Source organism: Muricoccus nepalensis (assembly GCF_006438825.1).
GTDB lineage: Bacteria > Pseudomonadota > Alphaproteobacteria > Acetobacterales > Acetobacteraceae > Roseomonas > Roseomonas nepalensis.
Genome location: NZ_RCZP01000002.1, coordinates 320,687 through 335,179 on the forward strand (window position 1 = coordinate 320,687; position 14,493 = coordinate 335,179).

Sequence of the window (14,493 nt, forward strand, 5' to 3'; positions counted from 1 at the left end):
GCACGATGAGGACGGGCGTCACGCGGCGCGGCCTGGGCCTGCTGGCGGCGGGGGGGCTGGCCGTGCCCGCCCTCGCGCAGGAGGCGCCCTGGCCGAGCCGGCCGGTGCGGATCATCGTGCCGTTCGGCGCGGGCGGATCCGCCGACATCGCGGCGCGCAACGTGGCGGAGGCGCTCTCGGGCTCGCTCGGCCAGCCCTTCGTCATCGAAAACCGGCCGGGCGCGGGCGCCGTGATCGGGACGGACGTCGTCGCGAAGGCGGCGCCCGACGGCTACACGATCCTGATGATGTCCAACACGCACACGGCGAACGAGACGCTCATCCGCAACCGCCCCTATGTGCTGATGCGCGACCTCGCGCCCGTGGCCGCGGTGAACGTCGCGCACCACGTCCTCGCGGTGCATCCCTCGCTCGGCGTCAGCAGCGTGGCGGAGCTGATCGCCAAGGCGAAGGCGGCGCCGGGGACGATCGACTACGCCTCCTCCGGGCCCGGCACGCCCTACCACATCGCGGGCGAGGTCTTCCGCGCGATGACGGGGATCGAGATCCAGCACATCCCCTTCCGCTCCTCGGGCGAGGCGCGCACGGCGGTGATCTCCGGCACGGTGCCGATGATGTTCGACGCCATCCCGACCATGGAGCCGCACCTGCAGGGCGGGCGCGCCAAGGGTCTCGCGACCACCGGCCCGCAGCGCGACCTGCTGCTGCCTTCCCTGCCCTCCGTGGCCGAGACGGTGCAGGGCTACGAGGCCTCGATCTGGCTCGGGCTGATGGCGCCGGCGGCGATCCCGAAGCCGATCGTGGAGCGGCTGAACGGCGCGGTGAACGCCTGGCTGGCCCGGCCGCAGACGCTCGACGCCATGGCCAAGCAGGGCGCGCAGCCCATGCCGATGTCGGTGGCCGAGTTCGACGCCTTCCTGCGCAAGGACGTCGAGACCCAGCGCAACTACGTCACCATGGCGAAGATCGAGGTCAACTAGGTGCCCGTCGCCTTCACCCTCAACGGCGCGCCGGTGCGGGTGGAGGCGCCGGAGGGCATGACGCTGCTGCACGCGCTGCGCGGCCCGCTTGGCCTGAGCGGCCCGCGCTTCGGCTGCGGCGCGGAGGCCTGCGGCTGCTGCTACGTCACCATCGACGGCGAGCCGCGCCCCTCCTGCGCGCTGCCGGCCGAGGCGGTGGCGGGCCGGTCGGTCGGCACGGTGGAGGGGTTGGGAACGCCCGAGGCGCCGCATCCCGTGCAGGCGGCCTTCCTCGAGGAGCAGGCGGGGCAGTGCGGCTACTGCCTCTCGGGCATCCTCGTCAGCGCCGCCGCCCTGCTCGAGCGGAACCCCGACCCGGACGAGGCGGCGGTGCGGGCGGCGCTGGAGCCGCATCTCTGCCGCTGCGGCGCGCAGAACCGGATGGTCCGCGCCGTGCTGCGCGCGGCGAGGGCCGCGTGAACCTCGCCTTCGGCTTCCCCCTGGGCCAGTCCGGCAACGCGCTGGACCTGCCGGGCAGCCTGCGCGCGGAGCCGCGCCTGTCGCGCTGGCTGCGCTTCGCGCCGGACGGCACCGTCACCGTCACGCCGGGCAAGGTGGAGATCGGCCAGGGCATCCTGACGGCGCTGGCCCAGATCGCGGCGGACGAGCTGGACCTGCCGATCGAGCGCGTGCGCGTCGCCGCCGCCGCGACGCCCGGCAGCCCGAACGAGGGGGTGACCTCCGGCAGCCTCTCCATCCAGGAGAGCGGGGTCGCGATCCGCCACGCCTGCGCCGAGGCGCGCGCCATCCACCTCGGCCTCGCGGCCCGGCGGGCGGGGCTGTCGGTGGCGGAGCTGCGGGTCGAGGACGGTGTCTTCTTGCGGGCGGACGGCACGCCGGTGGGCGACTACGCCTCACAGGCGGAGGAGGCGCTGCTGGAGGTGGAGGCGCGCGGTGACGTGGCGCCGAAGGCCGCGGGGGCGCGGGGCGTCGCCGGCCGCCCGCGGGCGCGGCTCGACCTGCCGGAGAAGGTCTTCGGCGCGCCGCGCTACCTGCACGACCGGCGCCTGCCGGGGATGCTGCACGCGCGCATGGTGCGGCCGCCGGCGCGGGCGGCGACGCTGCTGGACCTTCGCGAGGGACCGCTGCCGGGTGGGGCCACCGTGCTGCGGCTGGGGAACCTTCTCGCCGTCGTCGCCGCGGAGGAATGGGCCGCCGACGCCGCGGCGGCCCGGGTCGCGGCGCGCGCGCGATGGGACCTGCGGGAATCCCTGCCGGACCGGAGCGACCTGCCCGCCTGGATCGAGGCGGTGCCGACGCAGCGAGGCGAGGTCGCGCGCCGCGACGACCCGGCGCCGCCGGCCGCGCACACGGTCACCCGCCGCTTCGCGCGGCCCTACCTCGCCCACGCCTCCATCGGCCCCTCCTGCGCCGTGGCGCGCTGGGAGGGGGAGGCGGTGGAGGTCTGGACCCACAGCCAGGGGATCTACAACCTGCGCGCCGACCTCGCGACGGTGCTCGGGCTGGAGGCGTCCCGCATCACCGTGCGCCACGCGGAGGGCGCCGGCTGCTACGGGCACAACGGCGCCGACGACGTGGCGCTGGACGCGGCACTGGTGGCGCGCGCCCATCCCGGCCGCCCCGTGCGCGTGCTCTGGAGCCGCGCGGAGGAGCTCGCCTGGTCCCCGCACTCCCCCGCCGGCCTCGCGGAGATCGAGGCCTCGGTGGACGCAAAGGGAATGCTCTGCCGCTGGAAGGCGGTGGTGCGGGGCAACGGGCATTCCTCGCGGCCTGGGCGGGCGAAGGACCCGACGCTGCTCTCGGCGGGCTACCTCGACCCGCCCTTCCCCCTGCCGGTCGCGATCGACGCGCCGATGGCGGGCGGCGGCGGAGGGCAGCGGAACGCGGTGCCGGGCTACCGCGTGCCGTCGCTCGACGTCTCCATGCACCGGCTGCTGGAGATGCCCATCCGCTCCTCCGCGCTGCGCGGGCTGGGGGCGCTGCTGAACGTCTGGTCCATCGAGGCCGTCATGGACGAGCTGGCGGCGGCGAGCGGCCAGGACCCTGTCGCCTTCCGCCTGCGCCATCTGGACGAGGACCCCCGCGGGGCCGCCGTGCTGCGGGAGGCGGCGGCGATGTGCGGCTGGCCGCGCGCGGGCGGCGAGGGGGTGGGCACCGGCATCGCCATGGCCCGCTACAAGGGCACGGGCGGCTGGTGCGCCGTCGCGGCGGAGGTGGAGGCCGCGGAGGTCGTGCGCTGCCGCCGCCTCTGGATCGCGGCCGACCTCGGCGAGGTCATCAACCCCGACGGCGCCGCGAACCAGATCGAGGGGGGCGCGCTGCAGGCCGTCTCCATCGCGCTGAAGGAGGCGCTGGACTTCGACCGGCTGAACGTCACCGCCGATTCCTGGGACGCCTACCCCGTGCTCCGCTTCTCCGAGGTGCCGGCGGTGGAGCTGCGCCTGATCGGCCCTCCGGACGCGCCGCCGCTCGGCGCGGGGGAGCCCTCGCTGGGGCCGACCATCGCGGCCCTCGCGGGCGCCATCCACGCGGCGCTCGGCGTCCGCCCGCGCGCCATGCCCTTCACGCCCGACAACCTCGCCGCCGCCATGGAATAGCCCGCTTGCCCGAGACGCTCCGCCTCACCCTCGCCTGCACCTCCTCCGACCGCACGCGCCCGATCATCGACGGGCGGGTGGAGGTCGCGGGCGTCTCGCTCACCGTGCTGCCGGGGGAGCCCGAGGACATCTTCCGCCGCGCGCTGCGCGACCGCGCCTTCGACGTGACGGAGCTCTCCATGGGCAGCCACATCGTCACCACGGCGCGGGGCGACGCGCCCTATATCGGCATCCCCGTCTTTCCCTCCCGCTCCTTCCGCCACGCGGCGATCTACGTCCGGACCGACCGCGGCATCCGCACGGCCGCGGACCTCGCGGGCAAGCGAATCGGGCTGCCGGAATACCAGCAGACGGCCGCGCTCTGGGTCCGAGGCATCCTGCGCGAGCACTACGGCGTGGACACGACCGGCATCGCCTGGCGCACCGGGGGGATGGAGGAGAAGGGCGGCAGCGAGCGCGTGGCGCTGGCGCTGCCGCCGGAGATGGACGTCGCGCCGATCGGGCCGGAGGAGACGCTGAACGGGCTCCTTGCCACCGGCGAGATTGACGCCGTGGTCGGGCCGCGCCCGCCCTCCTGCTTCGTCGCCCGCAGCGCGCCGGTGGACCGGCTCTACCCCGACTACCGCGCGGAGGAGGAGGCCTATTTCCGCGCGACGGGATTCTTCCCGATCATGCACTGCGTGGCGCTGAGGAAGGAGCTGGCCGCGGCCCATCCCTGGCTGCCGCTCGAGATCTTCCGCGCCTTCGCGCGGGCGCGCGCCCTGGCGGTGGCCGACCTCTCGATGGTGAACGTGCTGCGGGCCTCGCTGCCCTGGATCGCGGCGGAGGCGGAGGCGCAGACGCGGATCATGGGCGGCGATCCCTGGCCCTACGGCTTCCGCCGCAACCGCGACGAGGTGGCAGCGATGATCCGTTTCGCCGTGGCGGACGGCCTGGCCGCGCGCGCGATCGCGCCGGAGGACCTGTTCCACAAGAGCGTGCTGGACGCCGTGCCCTGACGCGGCCGGCAGGAGATCCCGCGGCAGACGGGACGGAGGGAGGGCGAGCATGCGCGAGGGAATGGGGCGCCGCGGCATCGCGGCGATCGCCGCGGCGGGGCTGATCGCGCCGCGCGCGGGGCGGGCGCAGCCGGCGGAGGGATACCCCTCGCGCCCCGTGCGCATCGTGCTGCCGGTGGCGCCGGGCGGCTCCACCGACACGATCGGCCGCGTGCTGGCGGACGAGCTCGTGAAGAAGGGGCGCGGCACCTTCTTCGTCGAGAACCGGCCGGGCGCGGGCGGCAACCTCGCCTACCAGCTCGTCGCCGGGTCCGCGCCCGATGGGCAGACGCTGCTCGTGGCCGTGGACTCGCTGACGGTGAACCCCAGCCTCTTCCGCGACGCCGGCTACGACCCCGTCGCGAACTTCGCGCCGGTCGCGCTGATGGCGCGCATCCCGCACGTGCTGGTGACGCACCGCAACGGCCCCGCCAAGACCTTCGCCGAGTTCATGGAGATCGCGAAGCGCGAGCCCAACCGGCTGCAGGTGGCGATCTCGGGCTTCGGCAGCGGCGGGCACCTCTCGGGCGCGGTGATCCAGCACGAGACGGGGGCGCGCTGGTCCGTCATCCCCTACCGCGGTGGGTCCACGCCGATGAACGACCTGATGGCGGGGAACGTGGACGCGGCCTTCGTGACGCTCGGCGCGGTGATCGGCCTCATCCGCGGCGGGCAGGTGGTGCCGCTGGCCATCACGACGCCCCAGCGCTTCCCACTGCTGCCGGACGTGCCCACCGTCGCCGAGGTGTCGATCCCCGGCTACGACGTGCCGAACTGGTACGGCCTGCTCGCCCCCGCCGGCACGCCCGCGCCGGTCGTGGCCCGGCTGAACGAATGGGCCAACGCGGCACTGGCGGAACCCGCCGTGCGACAGACCCTGCTGGAGAGCGGCTTCGAGATCGTGGGCGGCCCGCCGGAGCGGCTCGGCGCGCTCGTGCGCGACAGCGTGCCGCGCTGGCGCAACCTCATCCGCGACGCGGGCCTCCGGGCCGAATGAGCACCATCGGGAGAACGGGCATGGACACGAACATGGGCGGCGCCATCGAGGCCGAGCAGCACTGGGCGATGAAGGGCGACGTGCGCCTGGCCGTCTACCGCAAGCGGCTGGCGGGGGCGGGCGACCTGCCCATCCTCTTCCTCGTCCACGGCTCCTCCTTCGGTGGGCAGGGCGGCTTCGACCTCGAGGTGCCGGGCAAGCCCGGCTACTCCTTTATGGAGGCCTTCGCGCGCCGCGGCTTCGACGTCTGGACGATGGACTTCGAGGGCTACGGCCGCTCCTCCCGCACGGCGTCCAACTCGAACCTCTCCATGGCGGCGGAGGACCTCCGCGCCGCGACCGACGTGGTCTTCGAGCGCACCGGCCGCCGCTCCGCCATGTTCTACGGCTCCTCCTCCGGCGCGCTGCGGGCCGCGCTGTTCGGGGAGGCGCACCCGGACCGGGTGGAGCGCGTGATCCTCGACGCCTTCGTCTACACCGGCGAGGGCGCGCCGACGCTGATCAAGCGGCGGGAGCGGCTGGAGGAGTGGCGGTCCTCCCATACCCGCAAGGTGGACCGCGCCTTCTTCCACTCCATCTTCAACCGCGACCGGCCGGGCACCTCGGAGGAGGGGATCGCCGACGCGCTGGCCGACTACGAGCTCGCGCTCGGCGACACGATGCCGACCGGCACCTACCTCGACATGTGCGCGAACCTGCCGGTGGTCACGCCGGAGAAGCTGACCTGCCCCGTCATGATCGTGCGCGGCGAGCACGACGGCATCGCGACGGAGGCGGACCTGCTGGACTACTTCGCGAAGCTCGGCACCAACGACCGGCGCTTCGTCGTCATCCCTGGCATGGCGCATGTCTCCTACCTGTCGAAGAACCGGGCGATTTTCTTCCAGGCGATGGAGGAGTTCCTGCGGCCGCCCGCGCGCGCGCTCTGAGGCGGCCCGCTCAGCGCGGCCGCTTGCGGCGGGGGCCGCCCAGCAGGCGCTCGGCCGCGTCGGGCCCGAGGAGGATCTCCGTCAGGCGCAGGGCGTCGGCCCGGCCCACGGCCGGCGCCGTGCCGGCCTTCGCGTCCTCCGCCACCGCCTCCGCGGCGGAGCGGAGCGCGCGGTCGTAGGTCTCGGCGCCGCCCAGCCGGCGGCCCGCGGCCTCGATCTTCCGGAGCGAGCGCGCGGCGTCCTCCGCCCGCTCGATCTCCGCGGCGGCATCGGCCGCGTCCGCCCGGCGCAGGCAGGCCATGGGCTGCATGAACCCGCGCGTCAGCGTGTCCGAGAAGCCGCGGCGGCAGGCCTTGTCGGCGGCCTGGCGGAGGGCGAGCAGTCCCTCCCGCCTTTGGGGCGTCCGCAGGAGGCTGGAGGCCTCCAGGTCCTCGACCAGCGTGCAGGCCGCCTGGGCCGCGGCCACCGCCGCCTGGCCGCCGTCCGGCGCGGAGGGAAGGGGCGCCGAGACGCGCTCGACGGAACTCGCCAGCAGGTCGTCCAGCGCGCGCTGCGCGGCCGGCATCACGGCGGGTCCGGCGCCCGGCGCGACCTCCAGCGCGAGGGCGGCGACCCCGGCCGGCCGCGCGGCGCCCGCGAGCAGCAGGCGGAGGACCACCTCGAAGGCGGCCGGCCCCTCGGCCACGGCGGCGGAGAGGACGTCGCGGCACAGCTCGGGCGGCGGCCCGTCCGCGGCGGCGGCCTGCGCCGGCCGGAGGGCCAGGGCGTGGCGCCAGGCGGTCGCGCAGCGCTGGCGCACCGGCTCGTAGTCCGCGGCGGCGAAGCCGGCCTCGCGCCAGACGGCGGGCGCCGCCTCCGGCAGGACGACGGCCGCGGCGGGCCAGAGCCGGCCGCCGAGGGCGAGCAGCGCCGCCTCGTCCTCCCGCGTGCGGCCGGCGCAGGCCGCCTCGATCTCGGCCGCGAAGCCGCCGAGGGCGTCGCGCACCGCCCGCGCGAGGAGCGAGAGCGCCGGGCGCGGCACGGCGGCCATGCCGGGCCGCCAGGCCGGGGCGGGGACAATGAGCCCGTCGAGCGGCGCGAAGAGCAGGCGCGTGAAGCGGAGGGGGCGCGACACGCCGCGGCCGCGCAGCGTCGGCCGCACCCGGTCGAGGATGAGGTCGGCCTCCGCGCGGTCGGGCAGGGCGTCGATCACGGAGACCACGCGCGCGAGCTGGTCCGCGGAGGCCTGGGCCAGCGCGCCGCCCAGCCGGCGGAAGTCGGAGAGGCCGGCGCCGCTCAAACGAAGTCCCTCACGATCATCTCGTTGCGCATGACCAGGTCGACCTGCCGCCCGGTCCGCCATTCCTCGAGCCGCGAGACGAGCCGGCTGTGGCGCTTCCGCTCGTTGGCGAAGTAGTCGAACTCCGGCCCGCTGACCCACTTGTTCACCTCGAGCGGCATGGAGGGCACGAGGATGGACATCTCGTGGATGGCGGCGGGCACGCCGATCCGCTCCGCGCTTTCCCAGATGCCGAGGATCATGGCCCAGCCGTCGAGCAGCCAGGCGAGCTTGCTCAGATCCGTGCGCACGCCCTCGGGATCGGCGACCCAGCGCATGACGAGGGAGCGGAGCACGTCGACCGGCGCCAGCAGGTCCGACAGGACGACCTGCCCGCAGCTCACGGTGAAGAAGGCCGAGCGGGACACGAGGCTCGCCGCGCCCGCGAGGCCGGAATCGAGCGAGGCTTCCGCCCAGCGCGCCGTCTCGGCCGACAGGGCTTCGATCTCGCGGAGCTGGCGCTGGTAGCGCGCCTTCGTCCGGTCGCCGGGCAGGCCGACGTCGATATAGGCCATTGCGAGTCCCTCGAGGGCGCCGACCACCCGCTCCGTCGGCATGCCCAGCGCATGCGCCACGCGGGCGACGGCGCGTTGCGCGCGGGCCTGCACCTGGGCGGGCGCGTCCTCCTCCGCCGGCCGTTCGCACTCCGCGGGGTGCTCGGTCTGCGCGATCAGGTGCAGCAGGAGCATGTAGTTCGTGAGAAGGCTCTGCCCGGTGACGGCCTTCTCCGCGGCGGCGGCCGCCGCGGCGGCGGCGCGGCCGGCCAGCCCTTCCTGGGCGACGGCGCGCGAGACGAGCAGGATGGTGTTCGGGGTGACGATCGAGGTGTCCGCCAGCACCTCGACCATCAGGCGGTCGTGCAGGGTGGGCGTGCAGATGTCCCCGATGCCCTCAAGGGGAAGGACGTAGAAGCCGCGGACCCCCGCCGGGCTTGGCACCGCGATCTCCAGCTCCCCGCGCCGGCCGGGCCGGACGCGGCTGCCCAGCAGCATGGGCGTGGTGAAGGGCACCGTCACCCCGCGCTCGAGGAAGGTCGTGGGGCGCGCGTCCTCCACGGTGAGACGGGAGAGCGGCACTTCGGCGTGCGCGGACATGGGCGGATGGTGCGCGAGCACGGTTAAGATTGCGTGGCCGCGCGCGCCTTTTCCGCCGGAAGCGCGACCGGAATCAGAACGGGATCGGCTGGCCCCGGTGGTCGAAGAGAAGGCCCGTCTGCGCGGGGGCGAGCCCGTCGATCACCGCGAGAAGCCGCTCGGCGGACTGGCGCGGCGACTGCACCTCCAGCCCTGCCTTCGCGAAGGGGGTGGAGAGGCCCGTCGCCACCGTGCCCGGGTGCAGCGCAACGAGGATTGCCTCCCGCCGGGTGCGGGCGAACTCGATCGCGGCCGTGCGCACGAGCTGGTTCAGCGCCGCCTTCGAGGCGCGGTAGCTGTACCAGCCGCCGAGGTGGTTGTCGGCGATGCTGCCCACCCGGGCCGAGAGGGTGGCGAAGACCGCGCGCCCGTCGCGCGCCAGCCGCGGCAGGAAGTGCTTCATCAGCAACGCCGGGCCGGTGGCGTTGACGGCGAAGCTGCGGGCCATGTGCTCGGGGTCGATTGCGCGAAGCGACTTCTCGGGCTGGAAGCGCCCGTCGTGCAGCATGCCCGTGGCGTCGATGACGAGGCGGAGCCCGCTCCCGGCCGCCTCCGCCGCGGCCGCGATGCTCGCCTCGTCCAGCAGGTCGAGGGAGGGGGAGGTCGAGCGGCCGAGGCGCCGCACGGATTCGCCGCGCGCCTCCAGCGCCTCCGCCAGCGCGGCGCCGATCCCGCCGGTCGCGCCGACGACGACGGCGCTCAACGCCAGAGCCCGCGCAGGCGGAGGAAGCCGCGGTAGCCGAGTTCCGCCACCGCGCCGAAGGGCGGGAGCGCGACCAGCCGGCCCAGCCAGCCGAGGCCGGGCATGTGGCGCCACATCTCCCCGAAGGCGGCGGCGCCGCTGAGCAGCGTGCCGTCGGCGCGGCGGACATGCATGCGGGCGAGCGCCGCCTCGCGCGTCAGTCCAGGGCCGAGGAGGGCGCCCTCCGCGTTCACGTCGGTCCAGCGGAAGCCCTCCGCGCCAGGGCGGGCGCGGTAGAACGCGATCTCGCGCGAGCAGACCGGGCAGCCGCCGTCGTAGTAGATCTCCACCTCGCCGGGCATGCCTAGATCCGCCGCGCCGCCGCGACGGCGGCCTTGCTGCCGGCGCCGACCAGGAAGGCCCAGCCGCGCAGCAGGGGGCGGGCGGGGGCTTGCTGGAAGGCGCGCGCCTCGTCGCGGTGGTGCACCTCGTCCGCCTGGCAGGCGAGCAGCGTCTCGCGCAGGGCGCCGCCGGGGCCGGTGAGGGGAAGCTTGCGGATCTGCTCCTCGTAGTGGTGGTCCACGAAGGTCTCGACGGCGTCGATCGTCGCGTAAACGGCGCGCGGGCCGACGAGCGCCGGCAGGAAGCCCGTGAGCCAGCCGGCGACGCGCCAGATTGGCAGCAGCACGCTGCGCTGCCCCGGCGGCAGCAGGGCGTCCAGCAGGTCGAGGTGGTGCTGCTCCGTCGCCAGGTGCTGCTCCGAGAAGCGCCGCACCGCCGCGTCGCGCGAGGCCGCAAGGATGCCGCGGTAGATCATCACCGCGCCGGTTTCCCCGGCGTGGTCGGACCGGATGTCGCCGATCAGGCCGGGGACGCCGGGCGCGAGGCCGGCGAGGTCCGCGGCGCCGAAGGGGGTGGTCGTGCTCATGCCGAACAGATTGCCCCGCCCGCGCGCGGCGCAAGCGGGGTTGCGCTCAGGCGGCTTCGACGCGGGCGGGCGGGGCACCGTCCCCGGGCCCGGGCACCTCGGTGTAGAGGCGGCGAAGCTCCGCGAGGAAGGGCTCGCGTCCCTTCCGACGGGTGCCCTCCACCGGGTCCTCGCCGAGGATGGTGTCGCTGGCGGCGCGGGAGAGGCGGCGGGCGAAGGCGACGCGCGGGTCGCGGCGGGCTGCGACCGCGGCCGCGTCGCCGCCGGCGCGGAGGATGCCGGCGGCGATGGCCCCGTCCTCGATCGCCTGGGTCGCGCCCTGGCCGAGGGTGGGGACCATGGCCTGGGCGGCGTCGCCGAGGAACAGGGCGCGCCCCCCGGCCGCGTGGCGGAGCACCGGCGCCTCCTGCGTGCGCGCCCAGTGGATGCCCGCCACGTCCGCCTCGATCCGGTCGAGCATCCAGGCGACGGCGGGGCAGGGGGCCGCGCCCGCGGGCGCGAAGAGGGCGCGCTGGTGGGCGGCGGTGCGAGCCTCCTCGGGGATCGGCACCTCGCCGCCGAGGCGGAAGGTGCCGGCGACGTAGACGGCGTCGCCCGGCACGCGGAAGGCGAGCAGGCGGTTGCTGCCCTGGAACCACTGGCCGTAGTCGTCGAAGGGGCAGTCGCCGGCGTCGCTCACCAGCAGCCGCCAGATGCAGAGGCCGAGATGCTCCGGCACCGGGTCGCCCGCCGTGAGGGCGCGGAGCCGGCTGTAGCGGCCGTCCGCGCCGACCAGCAGGTCGAAGCCCCCCTCCCGCACCAGCGCGCCGCCCGGGGTGACGAAGACCGGCACGAGGCGGCCCGCCGCGTCCTCCTCCAGCGCCTCCAGCGCGTGGCCCTGGCGCGTGAGCGGGGCGACGGGGGCGCGGAGCGCCCGGTAGAGCTCCGACCAGCGGATGCGGGCGCCCGGCTCCTCCGCCACCGAGAGCAGGTCGAGGTCGAGCAGCGGCGTGCCGTCGGTCAGGTCCACCCGCCAGCGGCGCCAGGGCAGGGAGGTCGCGCGGAGGGCGTCGTGGCGCGCGGGGGCGTGCAGGCGCAGCGCCTTCAGCGCGTTGGGGCCGAGGTTGAGCCCCGTCCCGGCCTCCGCGTGCTCGCCCGCCGCCGCGCGCTCGAAGAGGGTGACCTCGTGGCCGGGCGAGCCGAGCAGCCCCTCCGCCAGGAGGGAGCCCGCGACGCCGCTGCCGATGATCCCGATGCGCATCACGCCTCCTCCCCGCTACCGGCCGCGATGACGGCGACGAGCCCGCCGCCGGGTGGGCCCTGGTGGGCCGCGCCGCCCGAGACGAAGACGCGCCCGTCGCCGGCCACCGAGGCGATCACCGCGCCGAGCGCCCCCCGCAGGTGCCGCTGCGCGTCGAGGTCGGTGTCGCCGAGCATGGTGTGGCGCTGCCCGCGCACGAGAAGGCTCCGGTCCGGCTCCCCCTTGGCGAGGACGGCGCGGATTCGCGCGCGCTGGCCGGGCGGCACGTCGGGGTCGGCCGCGAGGCCCGCGGCCCGGAAGGCGGATTGCACCGCCGCGAGGTCCAGCGCGTCCGCCAGGGGGCGCACCGCGATCGAGAGGCCCGGCGACCAGCCGCGAGCGGTGCCGAGCACCACCACCTCGTCCCGCGCCACCTCCACCCCGGCGGAGGCGCTGACGCGGGAGGAGAAGAGGGAGAGGTCCGCCAGCAGCGCGGCCTCCCGCGCGGCCCCGGCCGGCACGTCGCCGAGCGCGAGCGCCGCGCCCATCGCGCCCGCGGCGACCGAGCGCAGCAGCAGGCCGGGCCCGCCCGCGGGGGACTTCACCTGCACCAGCGCGACCGCCCCGGGGTCGTCGATGCCCGCGTCGGCCATGGCGGCGCGGGTGGCCTCGGCCACGCGGGCGATCTGGGCGTCGTTCCCGACGTCGCCAGGGGCTACGGGCGGGCCGAAGGCGGTGCCGATGGCCAAGCCTTCCGGTCCTTCGCCGGGTTCCGCCGCGAAGACCATGTAGTGGGGCGAGAGCACGCCCTCCGTCCCGCCCGAGAGCATGCAGGGGATGCGGGCGGCCAGCGCCTCCGCGGCCTCGTCCGTGGCGCAGGCGAGGAGGTGCAGGAGGGATTGGGCGAAGTAGCCGCGGGTGAAGTCGTTCAGCCCGCCGTTGCCCTCGGTCTTGCCGATGACCGCGCGGATCGTCCCGGCGGCGAGCGCGCCGCGGTCGAGCAGCGCGGCCAGGGCGGAGACGTCGCCGGGATGCGCCATGGGGAGGCGGTGGATGACGAGGCGCGGCACGGCGGGGCTCCGGTGGGGTGCGCGCGGCGTCGCAAGCGCCGCGCCAGCGGCTCAGGCCCATCGCTTCAAGCCCAACGCTTCAAGCCCATCGCTTCAAGCGAGGTCTGGCCAGCGGTCGGCCCAGGGATGCGCCGCCTCGTAGGCCGCGCCCACGGCCAGCAGCGCGGCCTCGCTCCCCGGCGCGCCCACGAGCTGGAAGCCGGCGGGCAGGCCCGCCACGGGGTCGCCGGGCAGGGCGATGGCGGGCAGCGCGCCCAGGTTCGCGAAATTGGTGAAGACCGCGTGGCCGCGCGGCCCGGCGGGCTGGCCGTCGATCACGGGCGGGTGGGATTCCCGCGCGGGCCAGGGCAGGGCGGCGGCGGCGGGGGTGAGGATGGCGTCGCAGTCCCGGGTGAGGAACAGCGCCATGGCCTGCCGGAAGGCGCCCATGGCGTCGAGCGCGCCGAAGAGCGCCGCCGCCCCCGCCCCGCGCCCCGCCGCGGCCATGGCGGCCAGCGCCGGGGAGGACGGTGACGGGTGGCCGGGCAGGCTGCCCAGCAACCAGGCGAGCCCCGCCCCCGCGATGGCTGGGAACAGCGGCAGCACGGCGTCGGGGTCGAAGGGCGGCGGTCCCTCCTCCACCGCGTGGCCCAGCGCGGCGAGGCGCCCCGCCGCCACCGCCACCGAGGTCGCGATGCCGGGGTCCACGGGGGAGGCGCCGAAGCGCGGGACGTAGCGGATGCGGAGCCGCGGCGCGGCATCGAGGGCCGCGAAGGGCTCGATCCCGCGGGAGAGCGGGTCCTCCGGCGCGGGATCGGCGATGGCGGCGAGGAGGAGGGCGGCATCGGCCACCGTGCGGGCGATGGGGCCGATCACCTCCAGGTCCAGCAGGATGGCGGGCAGCCCCTCCGCCCGGGGCACGCGCCCCGGCGTGGGCTTGAGGCCGACGAGGCCGGTGTGGGAGGCCGGGCGCCGGATCGAGCCGCCGCCGTCCGTGCCGAGGGCCAGCGGCCCCATGCCCGAGGCCACCGCCGCCACGGCGCCGCCGCTCGACCCCCCGGGCGTGAGGCGCGGGTCCCAGGGGTTGCGGGTGGGGCCGAAGAGGGCGTTGTCGGTGTAGCCCTCCAGCGTGAACTCGGGGACGTTGGTCTTGCCGAGGATGACGGCGCCGCCCGCCCGGAGGCGGGCCACGGGCAGCTCGTCCCGCGCGGGGACCCCGCCGGGCCAGGCCGGGCTGCCCCAGCGGCAGGGCAGGCCGGCGGCGGGGATGTTGTCCTTCACGGTCAGCGGCACGCCGTCGAGCGGGCCGGCGGGGCAACCCGCGCGCCAGCGCGCCTCGCTGCGCGCGGCCGCCGCCCGCGCGCCCGCCTCGTCGAGCGCGATCACGGCGTTCAACCGCGGGTTCCCCCGCGCGATGCGGCCGAGGGCGGCGCGCGCGGCCTCGACGGGCGAGAGAGCGCCGCGGCGGTAGAGGCCGACGAGCGCCCCGGCGGAGAGGGTGGAGGGATCGATGGCGCGGCACTCCCGGCGTGGCGGCCGCCATGCAAGCACCAGGCCTGGGGGCGGGCCAGGGCGGGCGCCGGGGCGCGGCATCCTTCTTGCTGCAGCCCTGGGCAAGCGGCGG

The 14,493-nt window shown here is 76.1% G+C and carries 14 protein-coding genes; 6 read left to right on the top strand and 8 right to left on the bottom strand.

What is annotated here, in order from left to right; genetic code table 11:
• Positions 1-5: 5 nt before the first annotated feature.
• Genes EAH89_RS03740 through EAH89_RS03765 form a run of 6 tightly spaced genes read left to right on the top strand, consistent with a single transcriptional unit; the run spans position 6 to position 6,540 of the window.
• On the top strand, positions 6-980 hold the full coding sequence (locus EAH89_RS03740) for a tripartite tricarboxylate transporter substrate binding protein (RefSeq protein WP_140881420.1): 975 nt from the start codon (positions 6-8) through the stop codon (positions 978-980).
• Positions 981-1,439 (top strand): (2Fe-2S)-binding protein, encoded by a 459-nt coding sequence (locus EAH89_RS03745; protein ID WP_140881421.1) that lies wholly within the window; start codon positions 981-983, stop codon positions 1,437-1,439.
• Positions 1,436-3,577, top strand: coding sequence for a molybdopterin cofactor-binding domain-containing protein (locus EAH89_RS03750; RefSeq protein ID WP_206667439.1), 2,142 nt, complete (start codon positions 1,436-1,438; stop codon positions 3,575-3,577). The genes EAH89_RS03745 and EAH89_RS03750 overlap by 4 nt, the downstream gene beginning before the upstream one ends.
• 5 nt (positions 3,578-3,582) lie before the next feature.
• Positions 3,583-4,575 (top strand): substrate-binding domain-containing protein, encoded by a 993-nt coding sequence (locus EAH89_RS03755; RefSeq protein ID WP_140881422.1) that lies wholly within the window; start codon positions 3,583-3,585, stop codon positions 4,573-4,575.
• Between the two features lie 49 nt (positions 4,576-4,624).
• Entirely contained in the window at positions 4,625-5,611 is a 987-nt protein-coding gene (locus EAH89_RS03760; protein WP_140881423.1) for a tripartite tricarboxylate transporter substrate binding protein, read from the top strand.
• Between the two features lie 20 nt (positions 5,612-5,631).
• Positions 5,632-6,540: an alpha/beta hydrolase gene (locus tag EAH89_RS03765; RefSeq protein WP_206667440.1), complete on the top strand. Its 909-nt coding sequence runs from the start codon at positions 5,632-5,634 to the stop codon at positions 6,538-6,540.
• Between the two features lie 10 nt (positions 6,541-6,550).
• On the opposite strand, the gene EAH89_RS03770 is transcribed toward EAH89_RS03765, so the two are convergent.
• From EAH89_RS03770 to EAH89_RS03805, 8 genes are all read right to left on the bottom strand, one after another.
• Positions 6,551-7,819, bottom strand: coding sequence for a hypothetical protein (locus EAH89_RS03770; RefSeq protein WP_140881424.1), 1,269 nt, complete (start codon positions 7,817-7,819; stop codon positions 6,551-6,553).
• Positions 7,816-8,952: a hypothetical protein gene (locus EAH89_RS03775; RefSeq protein WP_140881425.1), complete on the bottom strand. Its 1,137-nt coding sequence runs from the start codon at positions 8,950-8,952 to the stop codon at positions 7,816-7,818. Before EAH89_RS03775 ends, EAH89_RS03770 begins: the two co-directional genes overlap by 4 nt.
• 73 nt (positions 8,953-9,025) lie before the next feature.
• Positions 9,026-9,694, bottom strand: coding sequence for an SDR family NAD(P)-dependent oxidoreductase (locus EAH89_RS03780; protein ID WP_241666846.1), 669 nt, complete (start codon positions 9,692-9,694; stop codon positions 9,026-9,028).
• A complete protein-coding gene (locus EAH89_RS03785; protein WP_140881426.1) occupies positions 9,691-10,035 on the bottom strand; it encodes a thiol-disulfide oxidoreductase DCC family protein in 345 nt (114 codons plus the stop codon). The genes EAH89_RS03780 and EAH89_RS03785 overlap by 4 nt, the downstream gene beginning before the upstream one ends.
• A gap of 2 nt (positions 10,036-10,037) precedes the next feature.
• Entirely contained in the window at positions 10,038-10,601 is a 564-nt protein-coding gene (locus EAH89_RS03790; protein WP_140881427.1) for a demethoxyubiquinone hydroxylase family protein, read from the bottom strand.
• Between the two features lie 46 nt (positions 10,602-10,647).
• Positions 10,648-11,841: an FAD-dependent oxidoreductase gene (locus tag EAH89_RS03795; RefSeq protein WP_140881428.1), complete on the bottom strand. Its 1,194-nt coding sequence runs from the start codon at positions 11,839-11,841 to the stop codon at positions 10,648-10,650.
• Positions 11,841-12,890, bottom strand: coding sequence for a ring-opening amidohydrolase (locus EAH89_RS03800; protein WP_206667441.1), 1,050 nt, complete (start codon positions 12,888-12,890; stop codon positions 11,841-11,843). The genes EAH89_RS03795 and EAH89_RS03800 overlap by 1 nt, the downstream gene beginning before the upstream one ends.
• A 93-nt stretch (positions 12,891-12,983) precedes the next feature.
• On the bottom strand, positions 12,984-14,462 hold the full coding sequence (locus EAH89_RS03805; protein ID WP_140881429.1) for an amidase: 1,479 nt from the start codon (positions 14,460-14,462) through the stop codon (positions 12,984-12,986).
• Between the last annotated feature and the right edge of the window lie 31 nt (positions 14,463-14,493).

Bases quoted from the DNA above. Each gene is read 5' to 3' on its own strand.
- EAH89_RS03760 (WP_140881423.1), top strand. From the start codon at position 4,625: ATGCGCGAGGGAATGGGGCGCCGCGGCATCGCGGCGATCGCCGCGGCG.
- EAH89_RS03790 (WP_140881427.1), bottom strand. From the start codon at position 10,601: ATGAGCACGACCACCCCCTTCGGCGCCGCGGACCTCGCCGGCCTCGCG.
- EAH89_RS03805 (WP_140881429.1), bottom strand. From the start codon at position 14,462: ATGCCGCGCCCCGGCGCCCGCCCTGGCCCGCCCCCAGGCCTGGTGCTT.
- EAH89_RS03775 (WP_140881425.1), bottom strand. From the start codon at position 8,952: ATGTCCGCGCACGCCGAAGTGCCGCTCTCCCGTCTCACCGTGGAGGAC.
- EAH89_RS03740 (WP_140881420.1), top strand. From the start codon at position 6: ATGAGGACGGGCGTCACGCGGCGCGGCCTGGGCCTGCTGGCGGCGGGG.
- EAH89_RS03795 (WP_140881428.1), bottom strand. From the start codon at position 11,841: ATGCGCATCGGGATCATCGGCAGCGGCGTCGCGGGCTCCCTCCTGGCG.
- EAH89_RS03765 (WP_206667440.1), top strand. From the start codon at position 5,632: ATGGACACGAACATGGGCGGCGCCATCGAGGCCGAGCAGCACTGGGCG.
- EAH89_RS03785 (WP_140881426.1), bottom strand. From the start codon at position 10,035: ATGCCCGGCGAGGTGGAGATCTACTACGACGGCGGCTGCCCGGTCTGC.